We start from the raw sequence: 13,307 nt of genomic DNA on the forward strand, positions 1-13,307 counted from the left end.
GGCTCTCGGCGCGAGCCGGCAGGTCCCGCCGCGGCTACTGCTGGACGGTGAGGTTCAGCAGGCTGGACGCGGCGTTGGTGTTCGCCGTGGCGGTGTGGGTGACGGTCAGCTTGTAGCTGCCCGCCGCGAGCTTCGGCAGGGTCAGGACGACCTTCCCGTTCTCGTCGAGGGTGCCGGTGAGCATCGCGACGGTGGAGAGGTTCCTCTTCACCATCACGGTGACCTGGCCGGTCCCGGCGACGCCGGTGGACGTCGTCGACTCGACCGAGACCTGCGCGCTGGCGCCCGGCTTGACCGGGTTCGGCGAGACGGTCGCGGTGAGCACGGAGTCGGCCTTCGACACGATCAGGCGGGCGGTGCCGGCCGAGGCCTTGAAGGTGCCGTCCGCTCCGTAGGCCGCGCGGAAGGTGTGCGTTCCCGCCCCGAGGGTCTGCGGCAGGGCGATGGTCGCCTTCCCGCCCTCGAGGGCGCTGCGGCCGATCTCGGTGTCGCCCTCGTAGAGGACGACCTCGCCGCCGGGGGTGCCGCCCTGACCGGAGACGGTGACCGTCGCCGATCCGGGGGCGCCGAAGACGACGCGCGGGGCGCCGAGCGCCACGGTCGTGGTCGAGTCGACGGTCGGCGCGTTCCCCGCGGCGAGGTCGATCGTGAACGAGACCGTGCCGACCGCGGAGACGTTGCCTCCGGTGTCGGTGGCGCGGTACTGGACCGTGCGGGCGCCGTTGGTGGTGAAGGGCACCGAGTAGGCGCCGTTCGCGGCGCGGACCGTGGTCCACGTCGTCCCGTTGTCGACCGAGTACTGCACGCTGGCGAGCGCGCCGTTGTCGGCCGCCGCCAGGTTCAGGTTCACCGCGCGGTTGTAGACGCCGCCGACGCCGGTGGGCGCTGCGGGGTCGAGGGTCGCGCTGACGGTCGGCGCCGTCTTGTCGCCGGCACCCGCACCCTGGAAGGTGAGGGAGTCGAGCGACAGGCCGGAGGGCGAGGTCACGTAGAGCGAGCCGGTGCCGGTGGGCTGGCCGGAGAACGGCACGAGGACGTCCTGCCAGCCGGCGCCGGCGGGGATGGTCGCCGTTCCGAAGGGCGCCGCGTCGGCGGCGTTCCAGCGGAGGTCGACGGTGCCCTCACCGGTGGCGCGGACCACGGCGCCGGTCAGGTTCGCGAGGTTCACCGGGTCCCAGCGCAGGAAGGATCCCGCACCGAGTCCGCTGACCGCGTTGCCGCCGCTGGCGGTGGTGTCCGCGTAGGGCAGGACGCCCTCGCGGGCGGCGTGCTCCGCCTCCTGCGTCTTCGGATTCAGCCGCAGCGTCGCCTCGGCCGCGGCCGGGGGCAGTCCGTTGTAGCCGGCGTCCGTGTAGGTCACGACGACGGTGCCGTAGAGCAGCGCGCCGGGGCCGTGCTCGGGCGAGTCGGCGGACGTCGGGAACGCTCCCGTGGCACCGGTGCCGGTGACCTCGGGGTGGGCGTGCTCGTCGTGGCCGAGACCGTAGGTCCAGCCCACGCGGCTGCCGACGATCTGGTCGCCGTCCTCCGCGTCACGGCCGGTCACCCGGTAGGGGATCGCGTCGCCCCACTCGAAGAACGAGCCGTTGCCGGGCGTCGTGATCTCGATCTGCGGCGCCTGGTTGCCCACCGAGATCACCCGGGAGGTGAGGCTGAACTTGCCCTTGGCGTCGGTGACGCGCAGGCGGGCCGTGAACTGGCCGAGCTCGGTGTAGGTGTTCTTCGCGGTGACGCCCGTGGCGTCGAAGGTGCCGTTGCCGTCGAAGTCCCAGTCGTAGGTGAGCGCGTCGCCCTCGGGGTCGGAGGATCCCGTGGCGTCGAACGTCACCTCGAGCGGCGTCTCGGAGGCGGACAGCGGCGTCGCGGTGAAGCGCGCCTGGGGGGCCTTGTTGCCCTCGGCGTAGTCGATCCGGTACAGGCCGGCGTCGGGGTTGGCGCGGAAGAAGCCGTCGCCGTACTCGAGCACGTACATCGACCCGTCGGGGCCGAACTCCATGTCCATGGGGTTGTCGTGGATCGGCTGCGCGGCCTGGGTGAGCGCCGCGTTGGGCAGGAAGTCCTCGATGTGCGTGACCGCGCGGTCCTCATCGAGCGTGAACGCCGCGATGTAGTCCTGCGAGAACTCGCCGAAGAAGGTCTTCTCGTTCCAGTAGGCCGGGAACTTCGACGTCGAGGTGTTCTCCTCGTCGAAGTGGTAGACCGGGCCGCCCATCGGGCCCTGGCCGGTGCCGGTGCCGAAGTTCACGAGCTCGTCGAACGGCTGGTCGCCGGGGTTGTCGCCGTAGTAGACGGTCGCCGGCGTGGCCGCCGGGATGTCCACGAGGCCGGTGTTCCAGCGCGAGTTGTTCTTGAGGTTCTGCGGGTCGAAGAAGCCGCGGGGCGTCGCCGTCTCGAAGTTCCACTCGTTGTAGGGCAGGTTCGGGCCGTGCACGTAGGGCCAGCCGGAGTTCTGCGGCTGATCGAGACCGGTCGCGTTCCACTCGACGAGACCCATCGGGCCGCGCACGCCGTCGGCCGCTGCGGCCTTCGTCGCGTCGGGCCCGTAGTCGCCCCAGGAGAGGGTGTTCGTCTCGGCGTCGACGTCGATCTTGAACGGATTGCGCACGCCCATCACGAAGATCTCGGGACGGGTCTTCTCGGTGCCCACCGGGAAGAGGTTGCCCTCGGGGATCGTGTACGAGCCGTCCTCCTGGACCGTGATCCGGAGGATCTTGCCGCGCAGGTCGTTCGTGTTGCCCGCACCGCGACGCGAGTCGAAGCCGGGGTTCATGCCGGGCGCGTCGTTGTTCGGCGCGAAGCCCGCGGCCCCCGGAGCGCTCGCCGGCGTGTTGTCACCGGTCGAGAGGTACAGGTTGCCGTCGGCGTCCCAGTCGAAGTCGGCGCCCACGTGGCAGCACTGCCCGCGCTGCGCCTCGACCTCGATGATCTTCTGCTCGCTGCCCAGGTCGAGACCGGAGCCGGTCCACTTGAACCGGGAGAGGCGGTTGACGCCCTTCCACTGGTCCCAGTAGCTCTCGTCCTCACCCGCGGGGAGCATGTTCGGGGCCGCACCGGTCGGCGTGCCGCTCTGGGGCGCGTAGACCAGGTAGACCCACTGGTTCTCGGCGAAGTCGGGGTCGACGCCGACGCCCTGGAGTCCGTCCTCCGAGTTCTGGTAGACGGGGATCGTGGCCACGACGCGCGTGGTGCCGGTCTTCGGATCGGTGTGGCGGATCTCGCCGTTCCGTGCCGTGTGGAGGACCGACTTGTCCGGGAGGACGGCGAGGTCGATCGGTTCGCCGACGTTCTTCGTCAGCAGCACCTTCTCGTAGTTGCTCCAGTCGAGCGCGGACTCCGCGCCCGGCTCCGAGCCGTGGTCCACTCCGTCGTGGGCCGAGGCGGGCAGGCCGAGAGCGGTGAGTCCGGAGACCGTCACCATTCCGGCGATGCCGAGGGCGAAGAGAGACCTGATGCTTCTCTTCGTGGATCGCTTACCATTCATGCGTGATGTGATTCCTTCAACGAGGTGTTCATCGCAGAGGCCGGATCCGTCTCTGTCCGCACGACGTGCGGATCCGGTCTCCCCTGGTCGGCCCGTGGGCCGATGTCTTCGTCGTCGCCTCCTCTCGCGGGATGCTGTCGTGGCGCCGGTCGCTCCTCTTAATAGAGGGGCGGTTCCGGCTGGTCCGGGCCGGCGCGGGGTCTCCCCCGCGCCGGCGGGTCAGTGGGCCGGTCGGATCAGTGGTCCGAGCGGATCAGTGGTCCGAGCGGGTCAGCGGATCAGGACTCGAAGGCCGAGGGCAGGTACTCGGCGACGTTGTCCTTGGTGACGACCGGCGCGAAGAGCTGGATCTGGCGCGGGACGCCGAGCGAGGTGGTGTCGCTCATCGACTTGTTCTGCTCGATCAGGCGGGCGAGCTTGATGCCGTCCGCGGCCTGGGTCGAGGGGTAGACGACCGTGGCCTTGACCACGGAGTCGTCGGCCTCGATCGAGCGCATCACGTTCGCCGAGCCGGCGCCGCCGACGAGGATGAACTCGTCGCGGCCCGCGGTGTCGATCGCCGCGAGGACGCCGACGCCCTGGTCGTCGTCGTGGTTCCAGATCGCGTCGATCTGCGGCGCCGCCTGGAGGAGGTTGGCCGCGGCCTGCTCGCCGCCCTGGACGGTGAAGTCGGCGGCGACGCGGTTGTCCACGTCGAGCCCGCAGCCCGAGAGCGCGTCGGCGAAGCCCTGGCTGCGGTCCTGGGTCAGCGGCAGCGAGTCGATGCCGGCGATCTCGGCGACGACCGCGTCCGGGTTGTCGCCGAGCTGCTCGCAGAGGTAGGTGCCGGCGCTGACGCCCATGCCGTAGTTGTCGCCGAGCACCGTCGAGCGGGCGGCGAACGGGCTGGAGAACTCGCGGTCGACGTTGATGACGGTGATGCCCGCCTCCATCGCCTCGGTCGCGACCTCGGTCAGCGCCGCGCCGTCGATCGGCAGCAGCACGATCGCGTCGACGCCGTCGTTGATGAAGGTCTCGACCTGGCTGATCTGCAGGTTGACGTCGTTGGTGCCCTCCGCGGTGCGCAGCTCCACGTCGTCGTACTTCTCGGCCTCGGCGATGGCCGCGCGGCTGACGGCGCCCATCCAGCCGTGGTCGGCGGCGGGAGCGGTGAAGCCGATCACCACGTTGTCGCCCGAGGCGTCGTTGTCCGAGGCGGCGACCGCGGCGGCGGTGCCGCCGCCGGAGGCGTTCCCGGTCTCGACGGGGGCGTTGGAGATGCAGCCGGTGAGCATCAGCGCGACGGCGCCGAAGGCGAAGCCGGCGGTGCCCAGGCGGGCGGTGCGGCCCAGTCGAGTGGTGCGGCCCAGTCGGGTGGTGCGGTCCAGGCGGGAGCCGGAGGGGTGGCGAACGGACATGGAAGTGATCTCCTTCGATGGATCCATGAGGGGCCGCAGGGCACAGCGGTGCCTGCGGAGGGTGACCGGAGTGGTCGAGGTGGATGCTGTCGGTGCTGGGAAGCGGGGCGAGCGCCCCGAGAAGAGGTGGGGCCGGCGGCCCGTCGGGTCAGGACTTGCCGCGGGCGGCGAAGCGCTGCTGCAGCAGGACGGCGGCGACGATGATCGCGCCCTTCGCCACGGCCTGGGCCGAGGTCGACATGTTGTTCTGCGTGAAGACGTTGGTGAGGGTCGTGAAGATCAGGACGCCGAACACGGTGCCGACGATCGTGCCGCGGCCGCCGGCGAGCAGGGTGCCGCCGACCACGACCGCCGCGATGGCGTCGAGCTCGTAGAGCGTGCCGTTGGTCGAGGAGCCGGCCGTGGTGCGGGCGAGCATCATCACCGCGGCGATGCCCGCGGTCAGTCCGGCGAGGCCGTAGACGTACATGGTGTGCCGGCGGACCTTGATGCCGGCGAGGCGGGCCGCCTCCGGGTTGCCGCCGACCGCGACGGTGCGGCGGCCGAAGGTGGTGCGGTTGAGCAGGATCCAGCCGGCCACCGCGACCAGCGCGAAGATCAGCACGAGGACCGGGATGCCGAGCACGTCGGCGCGGAAGAAGTCGAGGAACGGGTCGACGGTGACGATCTGCGTCTGCCGGTTGGAGATCAGCTCCGCGAAGCCGCGGGCCGCGACGAGCATCGCCAGCGTCGCCATGAAGGCGACCACGCGGCCGTAGGCGATCAGCGCCCCGTTGATCAGTCCGCAGACCAGGCCCACCAGCACCGCGGTCAGCACGATGACCAGCCAGGAGGTGTTCGCCGCGTAGTACTGCGTCGACACGGTGCTGGCCCAGACCGTCGCAAGCCCCATCACCGAGCCGACCGAGAGGTCGATGCCGCCCGAGGTGATGACGAAGGTCATGCCGATGCTGAGCACGCCGATCACGGCGGCCAGGCGGAGGATCGTCAGCACGTTGTCGACGCTGGCGAAGCGCTCCCCCGCGGTGGCGAACCCGACGACGCAGAGGATGACCAGCGCGAGCACCAGGCCGATGTTGCGGCCGAGCGAGCCGCCCATCATCCCGGCGAGCCCGGAGCGGGCGTCCTTCGACGGGCTCCCGCCGCTCGGCCCCCCGGTCGCGGCCGAGGCGTGACGGCCGGCGTCCTCCTGCGGACCGCCGATCGACGGTGACGCGGTGTCGAGCTGTCCGCTCACGCTGCACTTCCTTCCATGACGAGATCGAGCACGCGGTGCTCGTCGATCGAATCTGCGGGGCCCTCGTGGACCACGGCGCCGTCGGAGATCACGAGCACTCGGTCCGAGAGCCCGAGGACCTCGCCGATCTCGCTGGAGACCACGAGCACGGCGGCGCCGTTGGTCGCGAGGTCCCGGATCAGGGTGTAGATCTCGGCCCGCGCTCCGACGTCGACCCCGCGGGTCGGCTCGTCGAGGAGCAGCACGCGGCAGCCGCGCACCAGCCAGCGGGCGAGGAGCGCCTTCTGCTGGTTGCCGCCGGAGAGCGTGCGGGCGTCGCGGTCGACGCCGTGCGGGCGGAGGTCGAGCGCCACCGCCTGCTCGGCCGCCGCCGCGCGCTCGGAGCGCTCGTCGAGGAAGCCGCGCTTGGCGAAGCGGTCGAAGGTCGAGAGGGTGATGTTGCGGTAGACCGGCTCGTCCAGGAGCAGGCCCTGGCTCTTGCGCTCCTCCGGGCAGAGGCCGATGCCGGCGTCGACCGCAGAGGTGACCGAGCCGGCCCGCAGCCGCTTGCCCGCCACGCTGACCGTGCCGGTGCTGGCGCGGCGCGCCCCGTAGATGGTCTCCAGGATCTCGGAGCGGCCGGAGCCGACGAGCCCCGCGAGGCCGACGACCTCGCCGGCGCGGATCTCGAGCGAGACGTCGGCGAACGAGCCGCGCAGCCCCAGGTTCTCCACCTTCAGCAGCGTCTCGGCCTCGGTCGGGAGCTCGGTGCGGTCCGGGAAGACGTACTCCACGGCGCGGCCGGTCATCAGCGTGATCAGCTTCGAGGTCGGGGTGTCGGCGACGGCGAGGTTCTTCGCGACCGTCGCGCCGTCCTTGATGACGGTGATCCGATCGCCGATGGCGCGGATCTCCTCGAGGCGGTGCGAGATGTAGACGATGGCGACGCCGTCGGCGGTGAGCTGGCGGACCACGTGGAAGAGGTTCTCCACCTCCTCGGAGTCGAGCACCGCGGAGGGCTCGTCCATGATGATGACCCGCGCGTCGTGCGAGAGGGCCCGCGCCATCTGCACGATCTGCTTGCCGGCGGCGGAGAGACTGCCGACCTCGCGGTGCGGGGCGATCTCGGGGTGGCCGAGGCGCTGCATCAGCTCGCGGGTGATCCGCGCGGCCTTGGAGCGGGCGGTGAAGCCGCCGCGGGAGAGCTCGTGGCCGAGGTAGATGTTCTCGGCGACGGAGAGGCCGTCGACGACGTCCAGCTCCTGGTACATCGTGGCGATGCCGAGCGCGAGGGCGGCCGTCGGCGACGGGATCGTGACGACCCTCCCGTCGACGAGGATCTCGCCCTCGGTGGGCTGGTGGGCGCCGGCGAGCGTCTTGATGAGCGTCGACTTGCCGGCCCCGTTCTGGCCGAGGAGGCAGTGCACCTCGCCCGGGCGGACGTCGAGGTCGACGCCGTCGAGGGCTCGTGCTCCGGGGAAGATCTTGACGATGCCGCGCATCTGCAGAAGCAGTTCTGACGCGGTGTCCTGGGTGCGGGAAAGAGGCTGGGCGGCGGTGTCGCCGGGGTCTGCGTTGACCATGCGGACGAAGCTACAGCGACTTAAGTCGCGGGTCAACCAAAAGTTCTGAGCCGTTTCGAAGGAGATCCGGGCGGTCGTCCAGCGCGTCGAAACGCTTCCGTCACCCGCGCCAGCCCTGGGATCCGCGGGTTTAGGCGACATCTGACGGCGCAGTGCACGGCGCGTCTGGACACGGAGTCTTGTCATGGAGCGCTCTCTCACCCTATGAATCCCGCCCGGGCCGCAACCGGATCGTGACCTTCGGCCTCCGAGCGCTCCGTCGCCGCCCTCCCGCTCAGCAGAAAGAGCTGGCGGAGCCGAGCGCGGGCATGGGAGGGTCGACCCGCCGACGAAAGGACGACGATGTCGAACGACCGAGCACTGCGCGTCGCGATGGTGGGGACCGCCTTCATGGGCCGCACCCACTCGCACGCCTGGCGCACCGCCCCCCGCTTCTTCCCGCTGCCGCTGCGCCCCGAGCTGGCCGTGCTGGTGGGCACCGACCCGCAGCGGACCGCCGAGCGCGCCGAGACCCTGGGCTGGAGCGAGTCCTCGACCGACTGGCGCGCGGTGATCGCGCGCGACGACATCGACCTCGTCGACATCTGCACCCCCGGCGACACCCACGCCGAGATCGCGATCGCCGCCCTCGAGGCCGGCAAGCACGTGCTCTGCGAGAAGCCGCTGGCCAACTCCGTCGAGGAGGCCGAGCGGATGGTCGCCGCGGCCACCGCCTCGGGCCGCGTCGCGATGTGCGGCTTCAGCTACCGCCGCACCCCCGCGCTCGCCCTGGCCAAGCGCTTCATCGACGAGGGCCGGCTCGGCCCGATCCGGCACGTCCGCGCCCAGTACCTGCAGGACTGGCTCAGCGACTCCGAGGCCCCGCTGACCTGGCGCCTCGACGCCGCGAAGGCCGGCTCGGGCGCGCTCGGCGACATCGGCGCGCACATCATCGACAGCGCGCAGTGGCTGACCGGCACCCCGATCGCCTCCGTCTCGGCGGTCCTGCGCACCTTCACCACCGAGCGCCCCGTGCTCGCGACGCAGTCGGGCCTCGGCGGCCGCGCGGAGGAGGGCGCCGAGCGCGGCCCGGTCACGGTGGACGACGCCGCCGCCTTCACCGCCGCCTTCGAGGGCGGCGCCCTCGGCGTCTTCGAGGCGACCCGCGTCGCCACCGGCCGCAAGAACGCCAACCGGATCGAGATCAACGGCGAGACCGGCAGCCTCGCCTTCGACTTCGAGCGGATGAACGAGCTCGAGTACTACGACGCCCGCGACCCCGAGGACGCCCAGGGCTTCCGCACCATCCAGGTCACCGAGCCCTCGCACCCGTACATGTCGGCCTGGTGGCCCGCCGGCCACGGCATCGGCTACGAGCACCTCTTCAGCCACCAGGTCGTCGACCTCGTCGAGGCGATCGCCGCCGGCACCCCCGCCACCCCGACCTTCGCCGACGCCCTCGAGGTCCAGCGCGTCCTCGCCGCCGTCTCGACCAGCGCCGCGAACCGCTCCGAGTCCACCCCCGTGCAGCGCGGCACCGGCCCGGTCTGACGCCGACCGGCAGCACGCAGTGCCAGGCTGGGGCGATGCGCCGACGAGGGAGTTCCGCGGCGGCCGTCGCGGTCGTCGCGCTGCTGCTGGGCGGCTGCGTCGAGGCGTCGTCCGGGCCGGCAGCGGTCGGTGCCGGTGGCGTGGCGGACGGCACCTCGGCGAGCGTCTCCGCCGCGGGGACCGTCGACGTCTCCTTTCAGCGGCAGGGCGACTTCGCGGTGGTCGTCGCGCTCGACTGCTCGGCCTGCTCCGGGACCGTCACCGTGTCGGCGCCCGGGCGCAGCACTCCGGTGGGCGAGGCCGCGGCGGGGACGCAGTCATCGTGGCTCCTCGAGACCGTCGCGACCGACCCCGTCGACCAGTCGCTCCTCGTGCAGACCGCCGGCCACTGGACGCTCACGCTGCAGAGCTGGAACGACCTGCCCGAGGTCTCCGGCGAGCAGTCGGGCAGCGGATCCGCGGTGCTCGCGTTCTCCGACGACGTCGACAGCCTCGACGTCTCCTACGGCCCGGCGAGCAGCGAGGACTCGCTCTCCGGCCGCGTCCTCGGCACCGCCGGCACCCGGCAGACCTTCGGCGACACCACCGCCTTCGCCCGCGTCGTCGACGCCACCCTGCCCGGCGTCGTCGCGATCCGCACCGACGGCGCCTGGACCCTGACCCCGACGCCCTGACGCCCGCGCGCCCCGTCGCCCTCCGCGAGATGCCAGTTGTGAGCACGACACGCCGTGGAATCCGCGCACAAGTGGCATCTCGCGGACGGGGTCGAAGGGGGCGCCCCGGGGGCTTCGCCTCGTGAGGCGATCCTGCGCCATACTTCCTGGATGAGCAAGAAGATTGACGCGGCGCATCGCGCCCTGGTAGCAGCCCTCGACAAGCACGCCGCCCTCGTCGGCGACAAGTCGGCGAAGCCGAGCAAGGTCGCGCGCGCCGCGTCCGAGCTCCGCTCCGCGACGAAGGCCTACTCGGCGCTCGTCTCGGCCCGCACCGGCACCTCGAGCCCGTTCGCGGACCTGGCCGACCCGCGCCTGGACCAGCCGACCATCGCCTCGCTCCGCGCCGAGCGCGACGCGATCGCCGCCCGCCTCGCCAAGCACGAGGCCCTCGCGGCGGAGTCGGGCGACCAGGCCCTCGCGGGCTGACCCTCCTCCCCCGCTCTCCCTCCCCCGCGGAAGTCCCCGTGTTACGGGCGTGTTTCGCGCGCCCGGTGGCGCCCTGCGTACGGTGGTCTCCGGGATCCGCGCAGTCGCGGCGTCGAGCGACCGGAGGCCGGCCGCAGCGCCGGCGGTGACCAGCACCGCCCGTGGACGCCGCCCGGATCCTCTCCACGGAAGGATCCACCGCATGTCCCTGCGCCGCACTCTCCTCGCGACCACCGCGATCGCCGCCTCCGCCCTCCTCCTCGCCGGCTGCTCGTCCGCCGCCGGCGCGAGCGACGACACCGTCCGCATCGGCGTGGTCGGCGCGGGCGACCCCTACTGGGCGACCTACGAGCAGGCCGCCGAGGACGCCGGCATCGACGTCGAGATCGTCGACTTCACCGACTACAACCAGCTCAACCCCGCGCTGACCGAGGGCGAGATCGACCTCAACCAGTTCCAGCACCTCGTCTACCTGGCGCAGTACAACACCTCCGCCGACGCCGACCTCGTGCCGATCGGCGCGACCGCGATCTACCCGCTCGGCCTCTACTCCACCCAGTACGACAGCGTCGAGGACATCCCCGAGGGCGATAGCGTCGCCGTCCCGAACGACGTGACCAACCAGGCCCGCGCGCTCCTCGTCCTCCAGTCGGCCGGCCTGATCGAGCTGACGGACGGCGGCACCGCCTTCTCCGGCCTCGACGACATCGACACCGACGCCTCGAAGGTCACCGTCACCGCGCTCGACGCGGCGCTCGTGCCGACCTCGCTCCCGGACGTCGCCGCCGCGGTCGTCAACAACGACTACCTCGCGGGCGCGGGCCTCGAGGCCACCGACGCCCTCGCGCAGGACGACCCGAGCGACCCGACCGCGGTGCCCTACGTCAACGTGTTCGCCGCCCGCGCGGACGACGCCGAGAACGAGACCTACCTCAAGCTCGTCGACGTCTACCAGACCTCGCAGGACGTGCTCGACGGCGTCTCCGAGCAGTCGGGCGGCACGGCCGTCTTCGCGACGACCCCCGCCGCCGAGCTGCAGTCGACCCTCGCGACCGTCGAGGCCGACGCCGCCGCCCAGGGCTGACCCGCCCTCCCCCGCCGCGACCCCGCGGCGGGGCAACGCCCGTCGCGGCAGTGCCCGACCTCGGCAGTGCCCGACCCCGGCAGTGCCCGACCCCAGCAGTGAAGGGAGCGCCGTGCCGCTCATCCGCCTCGCCGACGTGAGCAAGGTCTACCCGCCGCTCGCGCGCGGCGCGTCCGCCCTGACCGCCGTGGACGGCGTCAGCCTCGACATCGAGGCCGGCGACGTCTACGGCGTGATCGGCTACTCCGGAGCCGGCAAGAGCACGCTCGCCCGCCTGATCAACGCCCTCGAGCCCGCGACCGGTGGCAGCATCGAGATCGACGGCCGCGAGATCGTCGGCCTGCCCGAGCGGGAGCTGCGCCGGCTGCGCCTCGGGATCGGCATGATCTTCCAGCAGTTCAACCTCTTCGGCTCCAAGACCGTCGAGCAGAACGTCGCCTATCCGCTGCAGGTCGCCGGCACGCCACGCGCCGAGCTGCGCGCCCGCGTCGACGAGATGCTCCGCTTCGTCGGCCTCTCGGACAAGGCCCGCAGCCACCCGGAGCAGCTCTCCGGCGGCCAGAAGCAGCGGGTCGGCATCGCCCGCGCCCTCGCCGCCTCGCCCCGCATCCTCCTCGCCGACGAGGCCACCAGCGCCCTCGACCCGGACACCACCGGCGAGGTGCTCGCGCTCCTGCGCCGGATCAACGAGGAGCTCGGCGTCACCATCGTCGTCATCACGCACGAGATGGACGTCGTCCAGCAGCTGGCCACGAAGGTCGCCGTGATGGAGGCGGGGCGCATCGTCGAGCGCGGCCCCGTCTTCGACGTCTTCTCGGCCCCGCGGGAGGCGGTCACCCGCCGCTTCGTCTCCACGGTCGTGCGCACGGTGCCCTCGCGGGAGGAGGCGGCGGTGCTGCGCGCGCGCCACTCCGGCCGTCTCGTCACGCTGTCCTTCTCCGACGGCTCCGCCTCGCAGGGCGAGGTCTTCGCCGAGATCGCGCAGGCCGGCGTGCCGCTCGAGCTCGTCTACGGCGGCATCACCGACGTCCGCGGCCGCGCCTTCGGCCACCTCACCGTCGCCCTCGACGCGTCCGACGCCGTGATCGACCCCCTGCTGGCCCGCCTCGGCGCCCGCGTCGCCCTCACGGAGGTGCCCCGATGAACGAGCTCATCCCCCTGCTGCCCCAGCTCGCCGAGGCGACCGGCGAGACCCTCTACATCGTGGCCTTCAGCCTGCTCTTCGGCGGGCTCGGTGGGCTCCTGATCGGGCTCGGCCTCGCCGTCACCCGCGGCGGCGCGCTCTACGCCAACCGCTTCGTCTTCGGCCTCCTGAACGTGATCGTCAATGTCTTCCGGCCGATCCCGTTCATCATCTTCATCGCCGCAGCCCAACCGCTCGCGCGCCTGGTGGTCGGCTCCGGCATCGGCACCGACGCGATCGTCTTCACCCTCTCGCTCGCCGCGGCCTTCGGCATCGGCCGGATCGTCGAGCAGAACCTGCTGACCGTGCAGCCCGGCGTGATCGAGGCCGCCCGCTCGGTCGGCGCGAGCCGCTTCCGGATCGTCCGCACGGTCCTGCTGCCCGAGGCGCTCGGACCGCTGATCCTCGGCTACACCTTCGTCTTCGTCGCGATCATCGACATGTCGGCCGTCGCCGGCTACATCGGCGCCGGCGGCCTCGGCACCTTCGCGATCCAGTACGGCTACCGCCAGTTCGAGCCCGTCGTCACCTGGGCGGCCGTGCTCGTCATCATCGTGATCGTCCAGCTCGTCCAGCTGCTCGGCAACGTCCTCGCCCGCCGAGTCCTCCGCCGCTGACCCGCGCGTCCCCTCCCTCTCCGCGAGATGCCACTTGCGTACACGACACGCCGCGAAACGCGTACCCAAGTGGC

Annotated in this window: 10 protein-coding genes; 6 read left to right on the forward strand and 4 right to left on the reverse strand. The window is 71.8% G+C overall.

Features of this window, described 5'->3' with window-relative positions:
• Positions 1 to 34: 34 nt before the first annotated feature.
• The 4 genes from EDF22_RS15065 to EDF22_RS15080 form a co-directional block, all read right to left on the reverse strand.
• Positions 35 to 3,481, reverse strand: a complete 3,447-nt coding sequence (locus tag EDF22_RS15065; protein WP_123705704.1) for a PQQ-dependent sugar dehydrogenase — start codon at positions 3,479 to 3,481, stop codon at positions 35 to 37.
• A 278-nt stretch (positions 3,482 to 3,759) separates the two neighbouring features.
• Positions 3,760 to 4,878, reverse strand: coding sequence for a substrate-binding domain-containing protein (locus tag EDF22_RS15070; protein ID WP_397460170.1), 1,119 nt, complete (start codon positions 4,876 to 4,878; stop codon positions 3,760 to 3,762).
• A gap of 148 nt (positions 4,879 to 5,026) precedes the next feature.
• The gene (locus EDF22_RS15075) at positions 5,027 to 5,980 is read right to left on the reverse strand and encodes an ABC transporter permease (RefSeq protein WP_123705943.1); all 954 of its coding nucleotides are present in this window, start codon (positions 5,978 to 5,980) and stop codon (positions 5,027 to 5,029) included.
• 131 nt (positions 5,981 to 6,111) lie between these two features.
• A complete protein-coding gene (locus tag EDF22_RS15080) occupies positions 6,112 to 7,596 on the reverse strand; it encodes a sugar ABC transporter ATP-binding protein (RefSeq protein ID WP_123705705.1) in 1,485 nt (494 codons plus the stop codon).
• Positions 7,597 to 8,019: 423 nt separating this feature from the next.
• Between EDF22_RS15080 and EDF22_RS15085 the strand changes: the two genes are divergently transcribed.
• From EDF22_RS15085 to EDF22_RS15110, 6 genes are all read left to right on the forward strand, one after another.
• The gene (locus EDF22_RS15085) at positions 8,020 to 9,207 is read left to right on the forward strand and encodes a Gfo/Idh/MocA family protein (RefSeq protein WP_123705706.1); all 1,188 of its coding nucleotides are present in this window, start codon (positions 8,020 to 8,022) and stop codon (positions 9,205 to 9,207) included.
• 35 nt (positions 9,208 to 9,242) lie between these two features.
• Complete coding sequence (locus tag EDF22_RS15090; protein ID WP_123705707.1) at positions 9,243 to 9,881, forward strand: hypothetical protein; 639 nt, start codon at positions 9,243 to 9,245, stop codon at positions 9,879 to 9,881.
• 150 nt (positions 9,882 to 10,031) lie between these two features.
• Entirely contained in the window at positions 10,032 to 10,349 is a 318-nt protein-coding gene (locus EDF22_RS15095; RefSeq protein ID WP_123705708.1) for a hypothetical protein, read from the forward strand.
• Positions 10,350 to 10,551: 202 nt separating this feature from the next.
• Positions 10,552 to 11,433 carry a MetQ/NlpA family ABC transporter substrate-binding protein gene (locus tag EDF22_RS15100; protein WP_123705709.1) on the forward strand — a complete coding sequence of 294 codons (882 nt, stop codon included), beginning with the start codon at positions 10,552 to 10,554 and terminating at the stop codon, positions 11,431 to 11,433.
• A gap of 112 nt (positions 11,434 to 11,545) precedes the next feature.
• On the forward strand, positions 11,546 to 12,577 hold the full coding sequence (locus EDF22_RS15105) for a methionine ABC transporter ATP-binding protein (RefSeq protein WP_123705710.1): 1,032 nt from the start codon (positions 11,546 to 11,548) through the stop codon (positions 12,575 to 12,577).
• Positions 12,574 to 13,233: a methionine ABC transporter permease gene (locus EDF22_RS15110; protein WP_123705711.1), complete on the forward strand. Its 660-nt coding sequence runs from the start codon at positions 12,574 to 12,576 to the stop codon at positions 13,231 to 13,233. Before EDF22_RS15105 ends, EDF22_RS15110 begins: the two co-directional genes overlap by 4 nt.
• Positions 13,234 to 13,307 lie beyond the last annotated feature (74 nt).

It is taken from the genome of Rathayibacter sp. PhB127 (assembly GCF_003751665.1).
In the GTDB taxonomy this organism is placed as follows: Bacteria; Actinomycetota; Actinomycetes; order Actinomycetales; family Microbacteriaceae; genus Rathayibacter; species Rathayibacter festucae.

Coding starts and splice junctions, on each gene's coding strand:
- EDF22_RS15065 (WP_123705704.1), bottom strand. CDS start 3,481: ATGAATGGTAAGCGATCCACGAAGAGAAGCATCAGGTCTCTCTTCGCC.
- EDF22_RS15070 (WP_397460170.1), bottom strand. CDS start 4,878: ATGTCCGTTCGCCACCCCTCCGGCTCCCGCCTGGACCGCACCACCCGA.
- EDF22_RS15075 (WP_123705943.1), bottom strand. CDS start 5,980: ATGATGGGCGGCTCGCTCGGCCGCAACATCGGCCTGGTGCTCGCGCTG.
- EDF22_RS15080 (WP_123705705.1), bottom strand. CDS start 7,596: ATGCGCGGCATCGTCAAGATCTTCCCCGGAGCACGAGCCCTCGACGGC.
- EDF22_RS15085 (WP_123705706.1), top strand. CDS start 8,020: ATGTCGAACGACCGAGCACTGCGCGTCGCGATGGTGGGGACCGCCTTC.
- EDF22_RS15090 (WP_123705707.1), top strand. CDS start 9,243: ATGCGCCGACGAGGGAGTTCCGCGGCGGCCGTCGCGGTCGTCGCGCTG.
- EDF22_RS15095 (WP_123705708.1), top strand. CDS start 10,032: ATGAGCAAGAAGATTGACGCGGCGCATCGCGCCCTGGTAGCAGCCCTC.
- EDF22_RS15100 (WP_123705709.1), top strand. CDS start 10,552: ATGTCCCTGCGCCGCACTCTCCTCGCGACCACCGCGATCGCCGCCTCC.
- EDF22_RS15110 (WP_123705711.1), top strand. CDS start 12,574: ATGAACGAGCTCATCCCCCTGCTGCCCCAGCTCGCCGAGGCGACCGGC.